23 protein-coding genes and 1 pseudogene are annotated in these 22072 nt (G+C 39.5%); 8 read left to right on the top strand and 16 right to left on the bottom strand.

Annotated elements, in window-relative coordinates; genetic code table 11:
• Positions 1-15: 15 nt before the first annotated feature.
• From CALSC_RS19075 to CALSC_RS19050, 6 genes are all read right to left on the bottom strand, one after another.
• Positions 16-687: a hypothetical protein gene (locus CALSC_RS19075; protein WP_088242866.1), complete on the bottom strand. Its 672-nt coding sequence runs from the start codon at positions 685-687 to the stop codon at positions 16-18.
• A gap of 691 nt (positions 688-1378) precedes the next feature.
• Complete coding sequence (locus CALSC_RS19070; RefSeq protein ID WP_088242865.1) at positions 1379-2227, bottom strand: formylglycine-generating enzyme family protein; 849 nt, start codon at positions 2225-2227, stop codon at positions 1379-1381.
• A 216-nt stretch (positions 2228-2443) separates the two neighbouring features.
• A complete protein-coding gene (locus CALSC_RS19065) occupies positions 2444-4036 on the bottom strand; it encodes a formylglycine-generating enzyme family protein (protein WP_088242864.1) in 1593 nt (530 codons plus the stop codon).
• Between the two features lie 39 nt (positions 4037-4075).
• On the bottom strand, positions 4076-5257 hold the full coding sequence (locus CALSC_RS19060) for a hypothetical protein (protein ID WP_235006854.1): 1182 nt from the start codon (positions 5255-5257) through the stop codon (positions 4076-4078).
• Between the two features lie 196 nt (positions 5258-5453).
• Positions 5454-6521 (bottom strand): AAA family ATPase, encoded by a 1068-nt coding sequence (locus CALSC_RS19055; protein WP_088242862.1) that lies wholly within the window; start codon positions 6519-6521, stop codon positions 5454-5456.
• Positions 6518-7798, bottom strand: coding sequence for a hypothetical protein (locus CALSC_RS19050; protein ID WP_088242861.1), 1281 nt, complete (start codon positions 7796-7798; stop codon positions 6518-6520). The genes CALSC_RS19055 and CALSC_RS19050 overlap by 4 nt, the downstream gene beginning before the upstream one ends.
• A gap of 379 nt (positions 7799-8177) precedes the next feature.
• Here CALSC_RS19050 and CALSC_RS19045 point away from each other — a divergent pair, with 379 nt between their 5' ends.
• Positions 8178-8546 (top strand): hypothetical protein, encoded by a 369-nt coding sequence (locus CALSC_RS19045; protein WP_088242860.1) that lies wholly within the window; start codon positions 8178-8180, stop codon positions 8544-8546.
• A 138-nt stretch (positions 8547-8684) separates the two neighbouring features.
• Here the strand turns inward: CALSC_RS19045 and CALSC_RS19040 are convergent, their stop codons facing one another.
• The 4 genes from CALSC_RS19040 to CALSC_RS19025 all read right to left on the bottom strand — a co-directional run bounded on the left by CALSC_RS19040 (position 8685) and on the right by CALSC_RS19025 (position 12163).
• Positions 8685-9347 (bottom strand): glutathione S-transferase family protein, encoded by a 663-nt coding sequence (locus CALSC_RS19040; protein WP_088242859.1) that lies wholly within the window; start codon positions 9345-9347, stop codon positions 8685-8687.
• 76 nt (positions 9348-9423) lie between these two features.
• Complete coding sequence (locus CALSC_RS19035) at positions 9424-10014, bottom strand: TetR/AcrR family transcriptional regulator (RefSeq protein ID WP_088242885.1); 591 nt, start codon at positions 10012-10014, stop codon at positions 9424-9426.
• A gap of 346 nt (positions 10015-10360) precedes the next feature.
• Complete coding sequence (locus CALSC_RS19030) at positions 10361-10855, bottom strand: host attachment protein (RefSeq protein ID WP_088242884.1); 495 nt, start codon at positions 10853-10855, stop codon at positions 10361-10363.
• A 276-nt stretch (positions 10856-11131) separates the two neighbouring features.
• Positions 11132-12163 carry a hypothetical protein gene (locus CALSC_RS19025; RefSeq protein WP_088242883.1) on the bottom strand — a complete coding sequence of 344 codons (1032 nt, stop codon included), beginning with the start codon at positions 12161-12163 and terminating at the stop codon, positions 11132-11134.
• A gap of 327 nt (positions 12164-12490) precedes the next feature.
• Between CALSC_RS19025 and CALSC_RS19020 the strand changes: the two genes are divergently transcribed.
• From CALSC_RS19020 to CALSC_RS19010, 4 genes are all read left to right on the top strand, one after another.
• Positions 12491-12784 carry a hypothetical protein gene (locus CALSC_RS19020; protein ID WP_088242858.1) on the top strand — a complete coding sequence of 98 codons (294 nt, stop codon included), beginning with the start codon at positions 12491-12493 and terminating at the stop codon, positions 12782-12784.
• A 142-nt stretch (positions 12785-12926) separates the two neighbouring features.
• The gene (locus CALSC_RS26025) at positions 12927-13151 is read left to right on the top strand and encodes a hypothetical protein (RefSeq protein WP_143288305.1); all 225 of its coding nucleotides are present in this window, start codon (positions 12927-12929) and stop codon (positions 13149-13151) included.
• A 39-nt stretch (positions 13152-13190) separates the two neighbouring features.
• Positions 13191-13913, top strand: coding sequence for a hypothetical protein (locus CALSC_RS19015; protein ID WP_088242857.1), 723 nt, complete (start codon positions 13191-13193; stop codon positions 13911-13913).
• Positions 13914-14476: 563 nt separating this feature from the next.
• On the top strand, positions 14477-15343 hold the full coding sequence (locus CALSC_RS19010; RefSeq protein ID WP_088242856.1) for an SAM-dependent methyltransferase: 867 nt from the start codon (positions 14477-14479) through the stop codon (positions 15341-15343).
• 24 nt (positions 15344-15367) lie between these two features.
• Here CALSC_RS19010 and CALSC_RS27605 read toward each other — a convergent pair whose 3' ends face one another.
• Entirely contained in the window at positions 15368-15466 is a 99-nt protein-coding gene (locus tag CALSC_RS27605) for a DUF4351 domain-containing protein (protein WP_268807225.1), read from the bottom strand.
• Between the two features lie 39 nt (positions 15467-15505).
• Between CALSC_RS27605 and CALSC_RS19000 the strand changes: the two genes are divergently transcribed.
• Positions 15506-16093, top strand: coding sequence for a hypothetical protein (locus CALSC_RS19000; RefSeq protein WP_088242855.1), 588 nt, complete (start codon positions 15506-15508; stop codon positions 16091-16093).
• Between the two features lie 41 nt (positions 16094-16134).
• On the opposite strand, the gene CALSC_RS18995 is transcribed toward CALSC_RS19000, so the two are convergent.
• Entirely contained in the window at positions 16135-17052 is a 918-nt protein-coding gene (locus CALSC_RS18995) for an alpha/beta fold hydrolase (protein WP_088242854.1), read from the bottom strand.
• A gap of 164 nt (positions 17053-17216) precedes the next feature.
• Between CALSC_RS18995 and CALSC_RS26020 the strand changes: the two genes are divergently transcribed.
• Both CALSC_RS26020 and CALSC_RS18990 read left to right on the top strand, forming a co-directional pair.
• On the top strand, positions 17217-17495 hold the full coding sequence (locus tag CALSC_RS26020) for a hypothetical protein (protein ID WP_143288304.1): 279 nt from the start codon (positions 17217-17219) through the stop codon (positions 17493-17495).
• 207 nt (positions 17496-17702) lie between these two features.
• The gene (locus tag CALSC_RS18990) at positions 17703-18401 is read left to right on the top strand and encodes a hypothetical protein (protein ID WP_088242853.1); all 699 of its coding nucleotides are present in this window, start codon (positions 17703-17705) and stop codon (positions 18399-18401) included.
• A 115-nt stretch (positions 18402-18516) separates the two neighbouring features.
• Here CALSC_RS18990 and CALSC_RS18985 read toward each other — a convergent pair.
• The 4 genes and pseudogenes from CALSC_RS18985 to dhaK form a co-directional block, all read right to left on the bottom strand.
• Positions 18517-18732 (bottom strand): annotated as a pseudogene (locus CALSC_RS18985) (DUF4351 domain-containing protein); the annotation flags it as partial.
• 13 nt (positions 18733-18745) lie between these two features.
• Positions 18746-19324: a TIGR04376 family protein gene (locus CALSC_RS18980; protein WP_088242882.1), complete on the bottom strand. Its 579-nt coding sequence runs from the start codon at positions 19322-19324 to the stop codon at positions 18746-18748.
• A gap of 420 nt (positions 19325-19744) precedes the next feature.
• Positions 19745-20389, bottom strand: coding sequence for a dihydroxyacetone kinase subunit DhaL (dhaL, locus tag CALSC_RS18975; protein ID WP_407641953.1), 645 nt, complete (start codon positions 20387-20389; stop codon positions 19745-19747).
• Between the two features lie 65 nt (positions 20390-20454).
• On the bottom strand, positions 20455-21525 hold the full coding sequence (gene dhaK, locus CALSC_RS18970) for a dihydroxyacetone kinase subunit DhaK (RefSeq protein WP_088242851.1): 1071 nt from the start codon (positions 21523-21525) through the stop codon (positions 20455-20457).
• Positions 21526-22072 lie beyond the last annotated feature (547 nt).

Here is a 22072-nt window from a genome sequence, read left to right as displayed (position 1 = left end):
ACCCGACCTATGACTCTATGCTTCGATGATTCGGTTTAAAGTATCTCGAACATTTAGTTTTGCGACTTCTTGTTGAATGTCAGCATTCATGTCTTGAGATCTCAAAGTTCGTCTTGCATCCTGAGACCAATTGATATCTAACCATCTAGGTCTAGCACTTACTTTCTGTTCTGTACCAGACTGCAAGCTAGCTAAGTTAGTAACCTGCTCATCCGTATGATTGTTAGATCTCAAGGTTCGTCTTGCATCCTGAGACCAATTGATATCTAACCATCTAGGTCTAGCACTTACTTTCTGTTCCGTACCAGACTGCAAGCTAGCTAAGTTGGTAATTTGACCATCTTTGACTTTGAGAATGGAGCCATCAGAAAGCTTGTAGTAACCACTAGGAGCTGGTGTTTTTTCTCCTACTTGATTTACTACAAAAGCTGTTTTGTCATTGATAATTAAGGAATTAGCAACTAGTTTTTGGTTTAACTGCCGATCCACAATCGCTATATGGTGGTTTCCAACATCCTTAGCTTGGGCAGCAGGCATGAGATATTGATCCAAGTTGCTAGCTAATTGGTCAGTCAAACCAGTTTGACTAGCAAAAGAAACAAAACCTGTTAATATAAGTAAGCTAGCTGCCACTTTACTTGCAGATTTCTTGAGATTATTTGGATTCCCAGGATTTTGATTTGACATAGATATTTTTCTCCGAAAATAGAAGTTTATATTGCATCAATACATACGATTAACAACGTTGCAGAGTGCAACTATTGAATCTGTAAGTATTCATTAGATGCTTTGTGTAATTGGCATAATGCTGTTAAATTAAGCCGAACAGTCACCCATCCGACTCGTCTGCGAAACGGAGCATGAATCTTTCGACTCACTCCGATCCTCGGCAACTTAGTTCTTGTCAATAGTGCTAGAATATTTTTCCGGTTTTGGATCGAAATTTATAAATTTTTGGCATCAAAACTAGTTAAAAACTGCATAAGTGCCAAGTTCAAAAGCAAAATTTGAACTTTACATTTTTGCATGGCACTCTATGACAAGCCATCTGTGCATTATTCCTAATTATTAGTCATTGTTTAGGGATTTATGCGGCCAGAAAATGAATTTCTGTTTTTTATATAAGTCCCTGATTTGAACTTTGGACAAAAAACAAATACAGCACCTATAGGATACATTCCCGAAAAAAATAATTGATGGTCAATTTTGTAAATCAATAAAGTACATTCCGCAATCTTTGTTTACAATATGTCCTATCTTGTGGGTATCTCTTTTGAAGTTATCTGGCAATGCTTATTTGAAAAAAATTTTTAGATCGCTCCGCTCAGGAAAGGTAAAAGAAAAAGGGTAGAGGGGAAAAGGGGAAGAGTATAAAGAGCTACGAAGAAGTCCTCCCAAACGCGCAGACAACACGAAAACCGCTATTGAAGTCGAGGGGGTCGTGCTCCACCCTAATGTTGTAGTAGCGGTACGCAGAGCGGCAGAGCTTAGGACTGACGATCCACGAACCGCCCCGCATCACTGCATTACCAGATTTTTGAGAAAGATCATCATCCTCACTGTCAAACCAAGCAGTGCCATCTGTGGGCGCATTTTTATAGTTACCATGCCAATCATCAAGACACCATTCCCGAACGTTCCCATGCATATCGTATAAACCAAAGGCATTAGCTACTCCAAAGCTCCCTACTTCTGTTGTTTCATTTCGATATGTTCCTTTCACACCAACACCGTAAGTGTAGTTAGCGTTATAGTTTGCCAATTCTGATGTAATTGTTTCGCCAAAATGGAATGGGGTTTCTGTACCAGCGCGACAAGCATATTCCCATTCTGCTTCACTGGGGAGGCGATACTTTCTTTTTGTAAGTTGGGATAAGCGATCGCAAAACTCAACCGCATCGTACCAAGATACTGTTTCCACAGGATGGCTATCACCTTTGAAATAAGATAGTTCTGGTTCTAAGTCCCGATTAACCCGCAGATCCGACCTATTCGCCACTGCTCGCCATTGTGCTTGAGTGACTGGATACTTACCCATACAAAAATGGTTAATGTTTACCAAATGCTGAGGGCTTTCTGAGTCACTACACTCTAGTTCATCTTCTGGTGAACCCATCATGAAGCTACCCCCAGGAATCAGCACCATTTCTAGCTCAATTCCATTACCCAAGTCCTCAACAAAATGTAGTCCTTTCCGCCGATAACGTTCAATGATAGTTTGTGCCATTAACTGTCAATTAACCTTCATATTTTGCAAAAAAAATCGAGTCGCCGTCACGAAGAGGCAGGGGAGCAGGGAGCAGGGAGCAGAGGAGAAACTCCATATATAAATATAGAGAGCAGTGCAGTCTTGTGAGTTTCCCACCAAGAGCAACTTCGGAGGGCTTGAAACCAAGTTTTCGCTACGCTCCACAGCAGGGGAAAACGGGAAGAGTATAAAGGGCTACTTAAGAATCCTCCCAACGGCACAGACAACCCGAAAACCAATATCGCTGTTGATGAAGTCGCGCTCCGCCCTAACGTCAGCGTAGCGGTACACCGAGCGGCAGAGTTTAGGAAGGTTGAACCAGGAACCGCCCCGCAGCACTGCATTACCACGCTTTTGAGAAAGATTATCATCCTCACTGTCAAACCAAGCAGTGTCATCTGTGGGCGCATTTTCATAGCTATTATGCCAATCATCAAGACACCATTCCCAAACGTTCCCATGCATATCGTATAAACCAAATGCGTTGGGTGTAAATTGTCCTACTGGGGTGGTTTGATTCCGATCTTCTCCTTTGGCTTCCGAAGCATAAGTCCTGCTGGCTCTATAATTTGCTAAGTCACCAGTAATGGTTTCACCAAAATGAAACGGTGTAGTAGTATCAGCACGGCAGGCATATTCCCATTCTGCTTCGGTTGGTAGAGTGTAGGGTCTGCCTGTATATTGAGAAAGGCGTGAGCAAAATTCAACGGCATCATACCAAGAGACTTGTTCTACTGGTAAATTATCTCCTTGAAAATTAGATGGTTCTGAGTATATTTCCTGATTTACCTGGGTTAACTGTGCTACAAATCGCCACTGTGCCTGTGTCACTGGATATTTACCCATGAAAAAAGGTTGTACGGTTACGGGATGCTGGGGACTTTCAGTTTTATAGCGTTGTGGATCATTTTCTGGGGAACCCATTGCAAAAGTTCCCCCCGGAATCGCTACCATTTCTATGCTTAGTTCTGCTGGTTCCCCCGGTGTTTCTCCTAGAAATTCTACATAATAAATTGCTTGGTGTTGCTCTGTGTTAATTTCTTCCCCGCGAGCATTAACCGTTACAGTTTCAAACTCAAAGGTTGGGCTAATAACTGCGACATCAAACTCAAAAGGTTTGAATTTAACTCCCATCGCTTGTGCAATTTGCTTTTGTTCATCATCTAGGATGGATTCCCCCTCAAGCTCATCCAGTGACGGTTTTAATAACAACGGTTCAAAACCTTCCTTCCGTAGCAAATCCTCATATTTTTCTTCTAATTCTTTCCACTTGATCCGTTCTTCATCATTTTCTAGCAAGGATTGTAGTAAACTTTGCAATTGTTCCTTGATCAGCTTGGCTTCTTGACTATCTGCCATTAAATATGACAAAGGTATCCATTCTCGCCGATATTCATTATTCTCTTGGGTGAAGCGATTAAAAATATACTGAGCCATAAAATCAGCCAGTTTCTGGAGTTGCTGTTCTCCAAACCTTTTATCTTCACTTAACCTCTTGATTAAGACACTTCTTGTGTCCTCTTCCATCTCATACAAATCATAGCCAATGGATTCACATAACCCCAGCAACACATCTCCTACAGCATACCAAGGACAATCGGTGACAAAATTTGACCGCAAACAATAAAGTAAATGGGAAGTGATAGTCAAAGGGAAAGCTGCATGATAGGCTAATTCCAGCGCCTTTTTTCCATAGCGTTGTTCAAAGACTCGAATGCGGCGAGTCGTTAAATCCTCTCTTTGTCCTCTTTTGTGAGAATTTGTTGCTGTTGGTGATGCTTTTGTCATCAGAAAAATAGGTTAGAAACCCCGTGCTAGAAGCATGGCTTATATATTAATCCCATTCTGCTGGGGAATTTCTTTGGCTGCTGTTTGTAAATTGGCAAGCTCGTAGGCTAACATCTTGCCATTAAGTATCTCATGGATTCTCCAAGCTGAGGTATACTGCCATCGGTTAGGAGGTAAAGGATTCAGCCAAATTAATTGACGAACACAGGGAGATAATGCAATTAAAAACTTGGATATTCCTTCAATGCGGTTTGGGCTGTCGGTGATTGTTGCTGCTCCAGCATCGCTTAAAATTAGGGCAATAGTGCGGTGGCGATGCAGTTTTGGCAAGATATTAATCAGGGGATGAGCAACAGTTGGATCTTCCCAATCATACAGATATTCGTCGGGATAGCTGGTAAACCGATATATGCGAGCGGGAGTGACTCGATGTGAGTTAATTGCTGCAATAAAAGGCTCAAATGCTGGGAAAAATGGTATCATTGCCGAATTATCATCAATTAGCAGCAATAATTCGGCTTTACGAGTCATTCTTGGATGCATCTCCACATCAGCTAAAAAACCTTCCCTTTCAATCCGCTCAACGGTTGCTTCAATGTCTAATTCATCTTCCCAACCAATCCGTACTGGTTTTTTTAATAAACGCCAAATTCTTTGAACATCGTGTAAATTGATGGGGAAATCCTTGGGATTAAAGACAAAATTAGACTGTTCAAATTTCAATTGTTGGGGAGGTGGTGAACCCTTGAATGCAGTTGCAAATTGTACTGTATTCGGTTGTTGAGATAATGGGTTGTCAAAATTTCTGGGTGGAATTTGGGGAAGATTTGATAATGGTTTTTCAGCATCAGGAGTTTTTCCAGGAACAGGAGTTTTTTCAGTATCAGGAGTTTTCTCAGGTGTTTTAGCACGATGCTGCTGGAAATAACGGTCAAAAACACGATTAAAAATATTAATATCATAATCAGCATGGGGTTTTACCCACAGTAACTGACATAACCGTTTTAAATCTTGCCATCCGCTTAAACCATACCCTTTTTCAACTGCAATTTGTAATAACTCATATTGTTCTAGGGTTAAAGCCATTTCAGCTTGACGCAATTCTTGGAATAAATCTAATAATAAAGATTCATACTGTTCTAAGGTGAGAGTAATTCCAGTTTTTAATAAGTGTGGGTAATCATCATCGAAGAAAGTAGAAGTATCTTGATAATTATTCATAAAGCGATGATTAATAAGCTTCAGGAGAGGATTATTTTACTTATTCTGATTCTGACCAGGACTTACGCAACGAAGATTTGTCATTGCGACCGAAACGAAGTGTAGGGAAGCAATCCCAGGATTTTTGCGATTACGTCGCTGTCGTTCGTCCGTTCCGGACATGCTACGCAAACGTAATGACGCAGTGACGTTACTTTTACGTAAGTCCTACTGACTTTATTAATGATTCTGATATTAAATCCCGGTCTTGCTTGGTTTTAATCAGCATTCCCAACAATGGTGTTCTATTAAATAAGTTATCCAAGTCTTCCAGTGCATTCTCCTTCTTGGAAATAGCATAGAAAAAATCTATAAATTCGCTAGTTCCTGGTGGCTTACTTCCAGGATTATTTTCCAGCAATGTACGAATTTTATAAAAAATATTTATTGCTTTGTCTCCTACTTCTTTTTTCTTACCTCTGAGGGTACCAAATCGCTTATCAATTATATTTCTGAGTAGCTTTTCATCAGGAAAATCAACATAAAAGTAAATACAGCGACGCAAGAAAGCCTCTGGTAAAGGTTTCTCCCGATTGCTAGTAATAAAAATAATCGGTTTCTGTTCAGGAGTTGTAAATGACTCTCCAGTTTCAGGAATTGTAAACCTAAAATCTTCTAATTCAAGTAGTAAATTATTACTAAAATCACTATCTGCTTTATCAATCTCATCAATTAATAAAATAGGACGATAATCATGTTGTTTCTCTGCACCTAATGCCTTAGCTAACGGTTCAAATTTTCTATAATTTTTCTTAGACTTCAACCGCTCCTTTAATTTCTCAGCCTCTTCATCTAAAAAATCTTTCAATTTGTCTGGATCAGTTCCCATCAATTGAGCATCCCGTAATCTAGCAACAGCATCATATCTATAAAGTCCATCACGAGCACGGGTTGTAGATTTTATATTCCATATATAATAATCCCACCATTGTTGTTTATTATTTTTATCTTCCTGATTTTTATCTTCTTGGTTTCGTAAATATTTTTTGGTAAATTCATAAGCAACCGCTCCAGCTAAACGAGTTTTACCACAGCCAGGATCACCTTCCAAAAGTAACGGGCGTTCCAGTGCGATCGCTAAATTAACCGCTTCTTTTAAATCATCACTAGGTAGATAGGGGTAGGGACAATAAATTTGCTTCAAAGGGTCTTCATTACCATCATCAGTCTGGTACTTTTTTGCTGCTGTATATTTATAATCTGGGTTTTGATTATTGCTCATCATGCAAATTGTTTCCAATAGTGTTCAACATCTGCAATACCATTATTTAACTTAAATACATTCCGACAAATATCATCGATTAAACTGTGAGGATGTGTTAGATGATAATCAAGCATTTCGTATCCCACGTCTAAATCATAATTGCTTGCTTGAAAAGCATCTTCATTTTCAGTCAACCAATTTTCTACTTCTGCTGTTTGAATCTCTCTTAATTCCAGTGGAACAGGATATTCTTGAGCTTCTTGATTATTGTTATTAGTATAATTTTTCTCATTGCTGACTAAAAATAAAACGAACCAGAGCCTTTTCTTTTGAACATTTGTTCTGGATATATCACTAATACTTCTAAATAAATCAGACCAGAAATTAGATAACTCCTCAAATTGATTATCAGGCAAGTCTTCAAAACGCTTAACAACAATAACTACAGACTTTGTTTTATGATAATCAGTCAATTTTTCAATTATCACTTGACGGTCTACATTACCTTTTATCCCTATATTATGAGCAAAATTTTGCCAAAAATTATCAAATCTAAATCGCATAGTAGAGTCAATTTGAGTTTTAATTATTTGTGCATTCTCAAAATCTCCTATCAATTTTGTTAAACGCCATAGGAACCAAGGCTGAATTATTTTCTCTGCCTTAACAAGAAAAACCCCTCTTCTATTATCATGATCACGAGTCCTATCTTGAAACGTTCTCTTCTGGGTTTCACAGTCTAAAGAACATAAGAGTTTTTCTATATTCTGATTATTTCGGGCGGGAGTTTGATTTTTATCTTCAATATGATATTCAAAATCACTATATTTGTTTTCTATCTTTTCTTTAATATATTGAAGATTACCTTGTATTCCCTCGTCTTTACCTTTCAACCTAAGTGTGAACTTCCTGATACCTTGAGATTTAGTAGGTAAATCGTCCTCTTCCATAAGATACATTTCTCTCGCATTTCTAGAGCAAGTTTGTTGATTTACATCATAAGGAATTGAATTTAATAAATTAATAGAATTTCGTATATGACTTTCAGGAAAATTGGATTTATGTTTTTTAACTAATTCTAATAAAGCGTTTAATGTCGTACCCTCTTTAGGTTTCTTCTTTTTATCAAAACTGGTTCCGGTAATTTCTAAAGTGTCATCATAAATCCATTTTACTTGAACTTCTTTTAGCTCAGAGTCGTGCATCTGTGTATCTATATCAGCATAAGCAAGCTCTAATAAGACTTCAACAAAATGACATGAATTCTGTAAGTGTTTTTCTCCTGTACATATTTTCATAGATTAATATCTATGCAAGGCATAACTAATACTTATAAGAAGTTATTTTGACAAGCTTGGGAGCTTCCCAGGCATTTAAAAGGTCATTGTAAACCATTTGTGGGACTAGCTTGGGAAAAGTGAGCAATATCCCAAGCTAGTTATTACTGCTTATGCAACTAAAAATAGATGTATCTTATTTATCAAGTATTGAAGCCAAAGTCATTGATATTTCCATTAAAAGTCCATCAAATTAAAGTTATTTTTAACACATTTCAATCAATCATCTATGTATATATACTTGTAACAGTGTATAAGCTTATAAAGCTTGCTGTCTCTACTTGCATGGGAAAATCCCGCTGTCACGATGAGGATACTGAATTAAAGAGAGACATAAACAATGACTCAGCATTCTTCCTCTAGTAATGAAAAACGTACTCCTTTCAAAAGCTTATTCAATGTAGTTTTTGGATTGGGAGTATTATTTGGACACGGTTTGCAGATTGGCATCAATAAAGGTATTTCTGTGATTGAGCAGAAAGAAACACGCTCTAAGGTAGAACTTCAGCATGTTAACCGTGTAGATTACGAACAGTTAAAACTAGGAATGTCCTTGACGGATGTGCAAGCAATTTTGGGTCGGGGTATTGAAATTAACCGTACTGAAACGACAGCAACCTTTCTCTGGCAAAACTTTGATGATTCTCACATCACTATCAAATTTAAGAATGGAAAGCTAGTGAGTAAGGCACAATCGAATCTTAAGTAAGATAACTTAGAGATAAGGCTTGGGCTGGTATAATCAGACCCAAGCTAAAGGGAGTAGGGAGCAGGGAGCGGGGGGAGAAAGAGTTTTGGTGATTTTTGCATAGATGGTAATATCACAAGTAATCAGGCGGACATCATATTACTTCTCTTTCATACTTTGCATTCGTTGTCTAATTAATACTCGCACTCGCCGCCTGAATAGCTGAAAATCTTCTGTACTCATTGCTGTTTTTTGCCACGACTCCCGCCCCATTAAGCGATCGCACCAACTTTTAATTGTAGGATAATTACTTAAATCAATTTCCAAATAGGTTAGTAATATCACACCATTGCCAGCAACAATATCTCCTAAAGTTAAGCGATCGCCACCTATGTAAGCATTATCTCCCAAGAGTTCCGAGAAAAATTTTAATACTTGATCTATATTTTGCTTTGCTTGTATAACTTTCGGGGATTCTTCACTGGTATAAATCAAGGGGACAATTTGGGGAGATAGCTCATTTGCTGTCAACATCTGCGCCATGCGTACCTTTGCTAATGCTTCTGGTTCTTTTGGTAACAGTGATGGCTGGGGATACTTGGCTTCTAAATAGTCCATAATTGCCAGAGACTCTATGACTCGCAAACCATCATCAACAATGGCGGGAATGTGATGAAAAGGATTTACCTGCAAAAATTCCGGCTGCATTTGATCCCCATCCAACTTCATTACCACTGGCTCAAAGTCAATCCTTTTTTCCAATAAAGTCAACCACACCCGACGAGCGTTAGGGGAAAGGGGATTGTAATAAAAGGTCAACATTGATACTTTATCCTCTATTTTGAAATTCAAAAAAAGATCAAGCGGTCTGAAAATAGGCAAAAAAAATTGTGATTGTTTACAGCCGATGATTTTCTAGATATTGGCTGAGATGATTCAATACTCTTTCCAAATGAATTGAATCTCCATAGAGCTTACTCATCATTACAGCACCTTCAACGGTGGCGATCATAATAGTTGTCATTTCATCAGGATTAATATCTGGACACAGTTCGCCTTTTTTAATGCCAATTTCAATAATACGACAAATCATGCGCCGCCAAGAATCCATTGCTTGTTGAGTGCGATCGCGCAATGCGGAATGAGCATCATCACTTTCAATAGCAGTATTGAGTATGGGGCATCCTCCCTTAATTGGCGGATTGACTGCATAACTGCGAAAAGCATTAACAATGGCATGTAGACGTTCAATTGCATGACGTTTACCCTTCAAAGCAATTCTATAATGTTCCTGAATACAAGCATTCGCATAATCAAAAGCCTGTAGTGCTAATTCATCTTTGCTTTGAAAGTGATTGTAAATACCTCCCTTTTTTAATCCAGTTACTCGCATGATATCAGACATGGAAGAACCAGCATAACCCTTTTGGTTAAACAGTTCAGCTGCTTGTTGGAGGATTTTAATTTTTGTTTGTTCGCCTTTAGACAAGTTATCAGATAATTCTGATACTTTTTCACTTTTTCCTTCTTTCATCCTGGCAAAAACGGGGCATTTTGGCAGTTTTACAGACTTAATCAGTCTAAGATGGAGCTAATCAGCTATTTGCTGAGGCGTAGAGCAGTACCCTGGCTATAAGCTGGGGTTTTATTTATTTATAGCATACTAATTATTTTTTAGGCATTTTGGCAACTTTCATGGTCACAGAATTTGTATCTTATGTACATTCATGCGTTCTTGCACAGATCAAATTGCGAATAATCTCCTGTCCCCGGTTATTAATCGGGGTCTTTTATTCGGAGATATTCTTTGACGTTCTCTCCGTCCTCAAGGAGCATTAGTTGGAGATGATTGTGCGTACTGGCAAGAGGTTATAACTAGCTAGATGCTCATGAATTTCTAAAGGTTTATGGTTACACAAATCTTTAGGTAAATCTTGGATTTGTAGATTTTTTGGTAGTACAGGAATTACCTCTTGGCGAACAATACCTAAAATCTTTGGTTCAGCTACAAGCAAAACTTGTTGAATATTTAGGCTTTGAGTGAAATCTAAAATTTCACGGGTAATCATCTGAGCGAAACGGCGTTCAAACTCTACCACATGATTTTCACGGCGATCATTATAGGCATGAGCCTTACCTCCTGAACCTTGATTGCGTCCAGGTTTTACATTTGCCCACAATTCCTTACCCTGTAGTTTCTGAATAGGATTCAATATATTTTTTTGTTCGAGCAAATTTGGACCAGACTCATGTTCAGGAAATTGTGCCCCTTCTAAAATCAGGAACCTTGCTCTGCTTCTATCTATAACAGTAACTAGGACTTGATTCATTAGGTTACCCCCTTGTTTATATTGGGGAATCAATAATCATTTGTAATCACAATGACTTTATTCCACTCTAACCTTACCCATAGCAGAAGAACTTGAGGAATTTGTGAGGAAACCAAAGATACCCCCAGAATAATTAGGTAGGCGTAAAAAATTATCGTTTGGATAAGGCAGGGGGCAGGGAGCAGGGGAGAAACCCTATACATGAACCGGATGAAGCAGGGACACGGGGATGCGGAGCGGGATGTGTCCCAAGCCCAGTGTCATCCGGTTCAGCAATTATTCAGTTTCTTGAATTTGTAAACGGATTGAGCGATCGCTCGCATCACTTATTTGTAATTCCATCACTTCTCCACCTAGGGGTTCTACGGAATCGAGGAGCGATCGCAAATTGGGTGTACTGGCTCCAGTATCAACATATAACCTATCTGCTAAATTACTAATACGCTTCCAGGTCATGTATAACTTAGCAATCATCTGTTCCATCTGGGAGGCTTGATTGACCAAATCCGCAGCTATATTTAAGCAACCAACCCTTTGTGCTTCTATGAGGGCAGATTCAATATCTACCCTTTGTTTATCTAGAGCTTGTACTTGAGCTGAAGCTTTGAGATACTTAGCTAAGTTACGAGCTTCTGTGGTGACTTGTTTGAGGGTATCCACATCAGGATTGATTTCTAATTCCCCCTGTAAAGACTCCTGATGGGACTCTGGCAGCTTTTCCAGCTCTTTAACCAATGGGGCAATATAACGGGTAGGAAGGGTGTTATCGGCAGCTTTAGCTTTCACTTCCTGTGGTAACAAATCCGAAGTCATCGCCGTCCATTCATCATTGATTTGTCTTACTTCCCTTCTGGTGATGCGATCGCCTTTTCCAGCAGCTTCACTTACCATTACCTGTACCTCTGGTACAGCCTTAGCAGTTTCCACAAAAGCCCGCTTACTGAAATTCTTAATGGCACTTGGTTGGAGTTTACCTTCTTCTAACAAAGTATCGGCACTATTAGCCAGTTGAATCCAACCATAAGCCTGACTTTTACTAATTTCCCGTTCCTTCAACCAACCAAGGAAACCTGTACCTCGTCCATCACCTCCCACCTTTTCTCGATCACGGACAGCCCGTAAAATTCTACCTCGCCAGATTTCCGTTTGCAAATCAAAGCGATCGCACACTTGCCATGCAATATCCACTTGTTGGAGAAACTCCAGCTCCGGAATATCTTCATCTTCTGGATCGGGTAACTCAAAATTTAAATCTGCTGGCTGTTGCAAGGCATCAGCTATTTCGTTGATGTTATCAGTTGATTGCACGGCTGGGAAGGTATAAATATGGATAGAACGGGATATTATCACATAATCTCACCCTAGGGCATCAATTAATAGGGAGTGGGAGGTGTGGGGAGTGTGGGGAGTGTGGGGAATGTGGGAGGTGTCAATGAGATTGATGCAAGATTGATATAGCAATGGACATATCGGTTAGGACAATATTGTTCTACTCAAAAACTGTCAACCACCAACTAACAACTAACAACTAACAACTAACAACTGAAAAACGTCCTAAACATAATGGCGACTGCTATACAATATGATCCAACCGCATAAAATCGGCTAATTGTGAATTTTAATGAGAGCAAGAACATGAGGGTTTGGATTGCTTGTTTTGTAGTACTTTTTGCCCTGGCTCAACTATTTGATTGGGTAAAACAATTTTCTTTACCGCTACCCATTTGTATTTTAGGTGGTGCTTTTTTAGCGATTGCTTCTAATTATGAAAAAATATTTGGCTCCTATTTGCACCATAGTATGGGTGCAACTCTAGAACCATCTACTGAACAAATCCAGTTAAATTCACCATCCCTAACCTCTGCTTCTCTTCCTTTAACCACTTCCTCTACAGAGGATGATTCCTTAGAGTTAAAAGCCGAGGAATAACACTATTTTGGATTTTGGATTTTGAGATTGTGGATGAGGAAAAAACTTTTTTGGGTAAGACTCCTGTAATATCGTGTCCGGTTAAATACTTATCATTAGGGCTGCAAGGGGACAGGGGTCAGGAAGCAGGAGGAGAAAGAGTTTGGGTGATTTTTGCATGGATGGCAATCTCATAAGTAATCAGGCGGACATTGAGGGGATATGGCGAGATACGCGCTGTCCGAGGACACGTGTAAATAAATATTTGGGTCTGGGTTGTCGCTGTCGTACCAAAGGTGAAGATGGGGTAGGTAGGAGGGCGATCGCACTTTCAAAGAGTTCATCTCACTTTGGAGCTTTACTCCCCATACAGAGAAAGTCTGTATAATACCAGTATTTTCAACAAGCAAGTAGGTGATGGGAGCAGATGTCTAAAAGTAAGAGTTTGAGTCTGGCAATCGCGACATTCACCCTATTTGGACTGGGTGCAGTCCCAGCAAGTGCTATAGAAAGACGTTCAGCTTCAGAAATACCTACTGAAGAGTTAGTCAAAGAAACAATTCTATTTGAACAAGACAGTAATTCTATAAATATGGCGTGGTATTTGCCATTAGAACAGTTGGGATTACCTCCCCAACCAGTACTTGTAGTTGCAGTTGTCAAAGCAGAGATTGTACCTAACGGTAATTTTAAGTTTGCTTCTGAAGCTGAAGTTCAAAGAGGGCTAAAAGTTACATACACCGACTCTAAAGGTACATCTGTAAAATTAGCATCAGCGACGAAAAGTGCCGATGTCAGCCGTTTCTTAACAGAGATGAAACCATTCTTGTCAAAATTTGCAGGTCAACTTGGTAAAGGAATGTGGTTCTTTACATTTAAGAATGTTGATTCGTCTGGAAAAAAGATCGTTTCACCATATGAAGCAGGAAAACTTATTATTTCTTTCGACGGAAAAATTGATACCACCAAACCCAATTCTGTAATAGAATTTCCTCTCAATTCATTGTTTGTTCCAAGATTATGTCCTAACGGCAAACCTGCACATATATCCTGGAAATATTGTCCATGGGATGGCACTCCGCTTCCATCCAAGTCACCGAAGAAGCAGAGGGGAAGGCAGCAGGGAGCAAAGGAGAAAACCCACAAATGAAGGAAGGGGGCTTGTAAGAGTATGCATGAGCTGAAAACTGAGGTTTGGGAAGATTATTAGGGAGGAGTAGATGGACACAAGGTCTTGATACCTGGATCTCCTCTCCGAAGCGTGCTAAAAAACCTCTCAATTGAGCTATCTTGCGCACATTGCCCCAGCTTAAATTTAATGCTTCTTACAGAGTAGACAACCTATGCCTAAAGAGATAGTCATTGAATTAATCAAGATTATTCCATCGATTTTGTGGGTCATATTTATTTTGATTCTTTGATGTGTGTTTTTTTGAACCTATTAAAAAGGTTTTGATACCACAATTAACAGAGTTAAAGGTATTTAGTATAGAGGCAAAGTTTATTAAACAGGAACTTTACTGTTGGTATTTTTGATCCTTCAAAGGGTTTGCCACCTAACGCCTTCGGTATTACAAATCGTGTCGATGAAATGCTTAACTTGGCTAGACCATCCAGGTGTAAGAGGCGATCGCACTTTGATGTAATATTGCTTATCCCGATTTTTTGTGACAATGATAATTGCGCCCGTTATTAAGCAGTAAATTGTAAATTATGGAAAATGAACTGGCAGCAAAAGCCGAAAAAATACCAGAAATCAAAAATGATGTCTGTCGTACCGCAGTAGTAATGGCAGCTAAACGTGCTATTGAATCGGAAAGGACTGACCGACTTTTTGAAGATCCTTTTGCTGCTCAGTTAGTTGGGTTTAAGGAAATGCAGTCTTTGAGGGATAATTGGGACAAACAAGACGGTAAAGACCCGAAATCAAATACCCTTCGCATCCAATTTGTGGCAGTGCGAACTAAATTTTTCGATGATTTTCTGGTATCTGTAATACCAGAGGTACGTCAAATTGTAATTCTAGGGGTGGGGTATGATACTAGGGCGTATCGCCTGCCCTTACCACCTGAAATATGTATATACGAGATTGATTTACCAGAAATCATGTCTCGCAAAGAAGAAATTCTTAAGGATATTCCATCTAAATGTCATCGTCAGACCATCGCCACAGATTTGCAAAAACCTTGGGTGCATTTATTAAAAAATCAGGGATATAAATCTAATGAACCTACAGTTTGGTTAATGGAAGGTTTATTGATGTATCTGGATGAAAAAGAGGTAAATACATTACTGCAAACAATTTCTGATTTCAGTGTCAAAGGAAGTTATTTGGGTGTAGATTTAATAAGTGTAAAATCGTGGGAGATAGGCTCTCAACGTCAGAATGGATTAATTAGTAAAAATTGGCGTTTTGGCACAGACGAACCAGAAGAATTATTTGCTTGTTATGGGTGGAATGCGTCAGTTATCCAACCTGGAGAAATGAGAGCAAATTATGGACGTTATTCTGTCCAAATCACACCCCGTTCAATACCTGGAATGCGACGTTCCTTCATGGTGACCGCTAAAAAAGAATGATTTTTTGTATATAACTGTTTTTATTTAGCTGCTTGTATTTTCCTTAAGCCAAGCCTCTAAATCAGATTTATTAGAAAAACTGAAAAATTCCTCCCCCAAAGCCTCCAACTGTTCCGTAGACAATACTCACACGTGCTCAACTATCCCATTACATCGCCCTTTATGCAAACACCAGGTCACATTATCCTTAATTTGGGTATCCTCGGACACCGCCATCGCCCCAAGTGGACTTCACCCATCATGTTAGGGGCATTTGTGCCTGATGCTGCCATGTTTTGGTTCTACATTTGGACTCGCATCATCCAAGGGCGACCTGACAGCGAAATCTGGGGCACTCTCTACTTTTTACCTCACTGGCAAAACATCTTCGACCTGTTCAACTCCATTCCCCTGGCCCTCATTGGCTTAAGTCTTGCTCTTTATTACAAACGTTCTGCCATTGCTGCCTTTTGTGCTAGCACCATTCTTCATTGTCTCCAAGACTTACCACTTCATCATGATGATGGTCACCGTCATTTCTGGCCTTTCAGTGAGTTTCGCTTTGAAAGCCCCGTTTCCTACTGGGATCCGCAGCATTATGGAGTGTGGGGGGCAGGGCTTGAAACGGTTTTGGTTTTGGTAGCGAGTTACTTCATTTTTAGACGGACGCGATCGCAATGGGGCAAAAGCATACTAATCCTGATGAACATTCTCTATCTTTTGCTCTATTTCGGTTACCTTTGGGCAAGCGGAAACATCCCAAACCCATGAAATGAAACGAAACTCAGGCAGTGAGTTGTTGCCCCCATGATTTATCCGTGGGGTGAGCTCAGAAAACTCAGAATTGTTGTACCTACATTGGCTGAATATTCTTCATGTATGCCCAAAGTTCCAGTAAGACAAACTTTCTCTACCCCTGGTAATGCAGCTATTGCTTGCATTTCTGCCAATGATGCAGGGGGGGCTTGTTCAGAAATAATTACTAATTTGGGAATAGATAAAGATTGTAAATCAGTAGTTAAATCTGTACGTTCTTCTACAGGATCTATTCCTCCAGTTACAAAAGCCGCAGGGGCAAATCTTGCTCCTGGTTGTTGGGTAATTTGTCTTTTTTGGGTAATAAATTCTGGAGTTAATTTACTTTCATTTACATAGACATGTCGGCTATACATAAAGCGTAAGAAACCAGAGGTAGTATTTAACTGATAGAGTATTTGCCCCATACCTGGAGAGTAAACCATCTGCTTTACCATGCTTCTTATCTGTGATGGTACGCCCATTACCCGCAAAGGACCACGCCAAGTAGGAGCGATTAAAATTATTTTAGTAACAAGATTGGGAATTTTTGATGCTAATTTGGTAGCATAGCCTGTTGCATGACCTGCTGCAATGATGATAATTGGAACATTAAAGATAGATTTGACAAAGTCCTCCAGTAATTGTTGGTAAAGAGCAGGATTGTAATCTAAATTGGGACGTTCTGACTCACCAAAACCTAACCAATCAAATGCCAATACTTGAAATTGAGATGAAAGCATTCCTGCAATTCCTGCCATTTCTCCACGGGTAGAAACGCTACTAAAGGCAGGTAATAATAATACTGGTTGCCCTGACCCTCTGGTTTCATAAGCGATTTTGAACTGTTTCCCTTGCCAGTTCCAAATATATTCACAAACTCTGCCACCAATGTTACTAATGGTAAGGGTAGATGCTGATGTTGTTGATATCATTGGCACAACTTACTGATTTTAAATCTTGATTATGAGGGATAAACATTCTTAGTAGCGACTGTTTACCTTACCTCTAATTCTATACTCTGAAACTCTAAGTATTCTAGCTTATTATCCCATAAGGGACTTGCAGATAAATCAGGGTAAACGCATCTAATTTTGTAGTGAAAATAACAGATTATTGTGCTGACTGTCTTGATTGTCAACCGGATGACGCGGGGACGCGGAGCAGGATGTGTCCCAAGCCCAGTGTCCGGGGCGATAAGTCCCAAGGGTCTGAGTCCCCCCATCAAAATCTGCGATTTGATGGCTCCCGATTGGTGGGCGGTTCAAGCCCCACCACATCGGTGTCTGGTGCGTCTCCCCGTCTCTTCTTGACGTGTGATACGCTCTGCGTCAAGCAAGAAGACTTATCGCACTGTATCAGTAAGCGCCCATACTAAATTCAGAATAATATACCACCATGTGACGAATTTTATTTTGTCCTTGTTTTTTAACTGCAATGTCACGTCAGAATAAGTTTTTATTAGTACTTATTTATAGACAGTTAACATAGTGTCTTTTTTTGCCAGTGAAAATACGAAAACCAGATGCTTCGCATGGAAGACATTTATAGAAAGAGATACATTAAATCACAGGGTCAAAATATTATGAATATCAAAGCCATTGCCTTAGCATCTATTCTCGGTTTGGGAACACCCGCAATTACAGAAGTTGCTTTCACTACAAACAATGCTTCTGCTATGCCTACAGACTTCGTCCGGGCAACAGGGACTTTTGCCGATGTCAACCAAGAATGGGAAGTTCGCTTGTACCTAGATCAATTTGGGGCTTATTCCTACGAAGCTGTAAACACCAAAAATGGTAGTTCCTTGACCTTGAAAAATCCTACAATTTCACGGGAAGAACAAGCTTATAAATATACCTTCAAAAATGGCAAATATCGCTATCAAGTAATCTATAATCCTTCCAGACCTAAATCTATCTTTCTTTACGTTTTCAATCCCAATGGTAATCTTATCCTAAGTCGGAATATGGTTAAGGGCTATGGTCGTCCTCAAGGAACCTTTATTGATGCTAACCAAGAGTGGGTTGTTAGACTTTATACTAATCAGTCTGGAACTTATATCTACGAAGGCGAAAATACAAAAACTCGTTCTAAATTGACCTTGAAAAATCCCAAAACTTCACGGGAAGAACAAGCTTATATTTATAGCTTCAAAAATGGTCAGTATAGCTATCAAGTAATCTACAATCCTGCAAACGAAAAAGCTATTGCTCTTTACGTTTTTAACCCCAATGGTAAGGTAATCTTAACACGGGATATGACATTAGACTACGACGTGTAATAAAAATAAATTTCACCACACCGCACTTATGGTGTGGTGAAATTTATTTGAATAATAATTAATTTGCAGGATTTTATATAACTGTTTTTATTTAGCTGCTTGTATTTTCCTTAAGTCAAGCTTCTAAATCAGATTTATTAGAAAAACTGAAAAATTCCTCCCCCAAAGCCTCCAACTGTTCCGTAGACAATACTCGCACGCGCTCAATTATTGAAGCATCTATTTCACTGAAGCGTCGATTTAAAAGGCGTAAGGTATATTTTAAAGCTTCCTGCCGCTCGCCTTTGTGCAAAATATCTTGATAAATCAAAGACTCTTGCATAATATTCTCCCATCATTAATCATTATTTTCCCATGTCCCGCTTCATCTGTTCTAACTCAGCGTCAGTTTCCCAACGGCGAAACTTCTCTTCTAGATCATCATAGCTACTAGCGTAACTACTAGTGGCATTTGACCAACCAGAAGTTTCAATGCGTTGTTGTTGAGCTTGAGCTTGAGCCCGTGCTGCTTGGGCTGCTGTGGCTTTAGCTTGTACTTCCTGTCGTCGCACTTGGATTTTTCTTAATAATTCTTGTGCTTGAGCAATACGTTCTTTCAAGCCTTGCATATGTCCCCAAAGGGTATTTCCTTGACGTAGGAGTGCAGCTTCCCTCTCTTGTGCTGCAGCAGCTAAATCTGGGCGATTGGAGGCTTGTGCTTTTTGCACCCGGATGTGCCATCTTTGGATTTCCTGGGCTGTGGAAAGAATTTCATCTTGCGATCGCACTTCTTGTACTTTTAAGTCTGCAATCAGCTTTAAAGTATCTTCTTCCTGCTCTGCTAGTTGTTCCAACAGTGCTTCTAATTCCAAATGCGGATTATTACGCAGAAATTCCTCTAAACGGTTTTCCAGAAACCGACTAAAATCATCAAATAAGCCCACAATCCCAAACTCCACAGGTCAAAATATCTTAGCTTTATTGTAATAATTATTATCCTCGCCGCAAAGAGATGGGATTTTGGATTTTAGATTTTGGACGTGTCTATTGCTATACCACTACGTAGGGCTTGCTGTTCGCGGAGCGTGCCGTTAGGCATAAAAGCCTTTTGGTGGGGGTAGGGAGTAGGGAGTAGGGAGTAGTTCCAGCCTCTTTATTTCTATTCTTTTTGCCAGAAAAAATCACAGATGCAAGGATTTTAAACCTAAAATCCGAATTTCCTTGCACGCCCTTCCTCAATAAAATAGCCTCAAAGCATTGATAAATCAATATTTTTCAGTTATTCAGCAGACTCTACGTAATTAGGGCAAGAACCTTATTGAAGGCCCAAACCTATGAGCAGTAAACTTATTACTTATTACTTATTACTTATTACTTATTACTTCTTCCCTAACACTCTCCAATAGACTTCTTAACATCAGATAGGTAGAAGTTGCTCCAGGATCTTGATGTCCCATGCTGCGTTCTCCCAGATAACTAGCTCGTCCCTTTTTAGCAATTATGGGTATGGTGCCTTTCATCCCTTCTTCTGCTGCTGCGATCGCATTTTCCATAGCTTCCTCTGTTGTTTTCTCATCATCTACAGCCTGTTCAAATGCCTCTACAGCCGGGGATAGAACATCTACCATCGTTTTATCACCTAATTGTGCTTTACCTCGTTGTATTACCCCTTCCAAGCCTGCTTGTAATAATTTCAAGGTATCTTCTGGGGTTAATTCCTGCTTTCCCATGACTGCGGTACTTCCCCGTAGAAAGAAAGTACCGTACAGAGGACCACTAGCACCACCAATACTGGAAATTAAGGTCATGCTGACTGTTTTCAAAATGTTGCCAATATCCTGATTAGCTAGTGTTGGTAGTTTCTCCATCACCTTTTTGAAACCGCGATCCATATTTATTCCATGATCTGCGTCACCGATCGCTGCATCTAATTCTGTTAAATAATCTTTATTTTTTTCGATTGTATCAGCAAATTTTTGCATCCATTGGATAATTTGCGTTTGATTCATAATCACAGCCTAAAGAATGAGTTTAAAAATTACTTATTACTTATTACTTGCACGTAGCGCTATAACTAGCCCCATCGCAGTGCAGTAGTATTTACAGGCGCATCCCACAGTCGTACCATTTCATCATCCAATTTCAGTAAGGTAATGGAACAACCTTGCATATCCAAAGAAGTAATATAGGAACCAACTAGATTGCGTACAATTGTCAACCCTTTTTGATGACAAATTTCTGCTAATTGATGATAAATAATATATAGTTCGCTCAGAGGAGTACCACCCATACCATTAACAAAGGCTAATACATTATCTCCTCTTTGTAATGGCGGATCTATCAGCTCCACATCTACCCATTCTCCTTTATCTTCATCCCATTCCCGCACGGTGCGACTATAGTCGGAATCTTCAATTATAGATAGTGCCAATATCTCTGCAATTTCATTGGCTGATTTCAAGCTTAAACGTTCCCTTCCAGGCTCTCCATGAATGCCAATACCAATTTCTATTTCTTCTTCACCCAAAGCAAAGGTAGGTGTACCTTTGGCGGGTACAATACAGGAAGTGAGTGCCATGCCCATACTTCGTCCGTACAAATTCACCCGCCGACATAAATCTGCTATTTGGGTCAAATTATAACCATACTCTGCTGCGGCACCACAAATTTTTTCCGCTAACACTGTGGTTCCTACGCCCCTTCTTCCTTGAGTGTAAAGACTGTCTTTGACGGCAACATCATCATCAATTAAGATATTCAACACCCGCATCCCTTCACAACGAGCTAACTCCGTTGCCATCTCGAAGTTCATCACATCGCCACTGTAATTTTTGACGATATAAAGGATACCAGCCCCTCCATCAACTTTCTGTGCTGCTGCTAGCATTTGGTCGGGGGTAGGGGAAGTAAATACCTCTCCGGGACAGGCTGCATCTAACATTCCCATACCTACAAAACCAGGGTGCATAGGTTCGTGTCCGCTCCCTCCACCAGAAATAATTGCTACTTTACCCTGGGTAGGACTTTGAGTCCGATAGACAAAAGTGGGGTCAAAATTAACTTTAATTATATCCTGATGGGCGATCGCCATTCCCTCTAAACTATCGCGTATAAAGTTCAGGGGTTGGTTAATCAACTTTTTCACAATCTTGACCTCCACTAAGAGCGCTACGCACAATTAACAAGTAAGTAGGTCGGCGTACAAAATTATCGTTTGGATAAGGCAAGGGTCAGTGGCTTACCTGCTCCCTGCTCCCCTGCATTTCAAGTGATTGATTATTTTTTTTATTTGGAAGTCCCTTACGCCGAGCTGTACTAGTATCCAAACTGGAAACAAACCTACCATTTAATGTAGGCAAAAACTTTAGTTCATCAAAATTTTTAATTTTTTATTCTACAACTCCAGCCTTATATCTACACATCAAGTATTAATTATCACAATATGCTAATTTTAGACATGAGGTCAATCCAAAATCCAAAATCTAAAATCCAAAGTTGTGATGACAGCCATCCCATCAACCTAATATTATTCTGTTCAACAGATTCACAAATTAAATATGTAAGAAAGAAAATTAGACTGGCATGTTGGGTAGTCTTAGATTAAGATCGATTTATTTAATAACCGAGGTGTAAAGTATGTATCATAATAAACTTGCAAAAAAGTGTTTACACGTATTTAAGAAAATAGGGAT

Source organism: Calothrix rhizosoleniae SC01 (assembly GCF_900185595.1).
In the GTDB taxonomy this organism is placed as follows: domain Bacteria; phylum Cyanobacteriota; class Cyanobacteriia; order Cyanobacteriales; family Nostocaceae; genus Calothrix_A; species Calothrix_A rhizosoleniae.
This window is presented reverse-complemented; position numbering and strand designations above follow the sequence as displayed.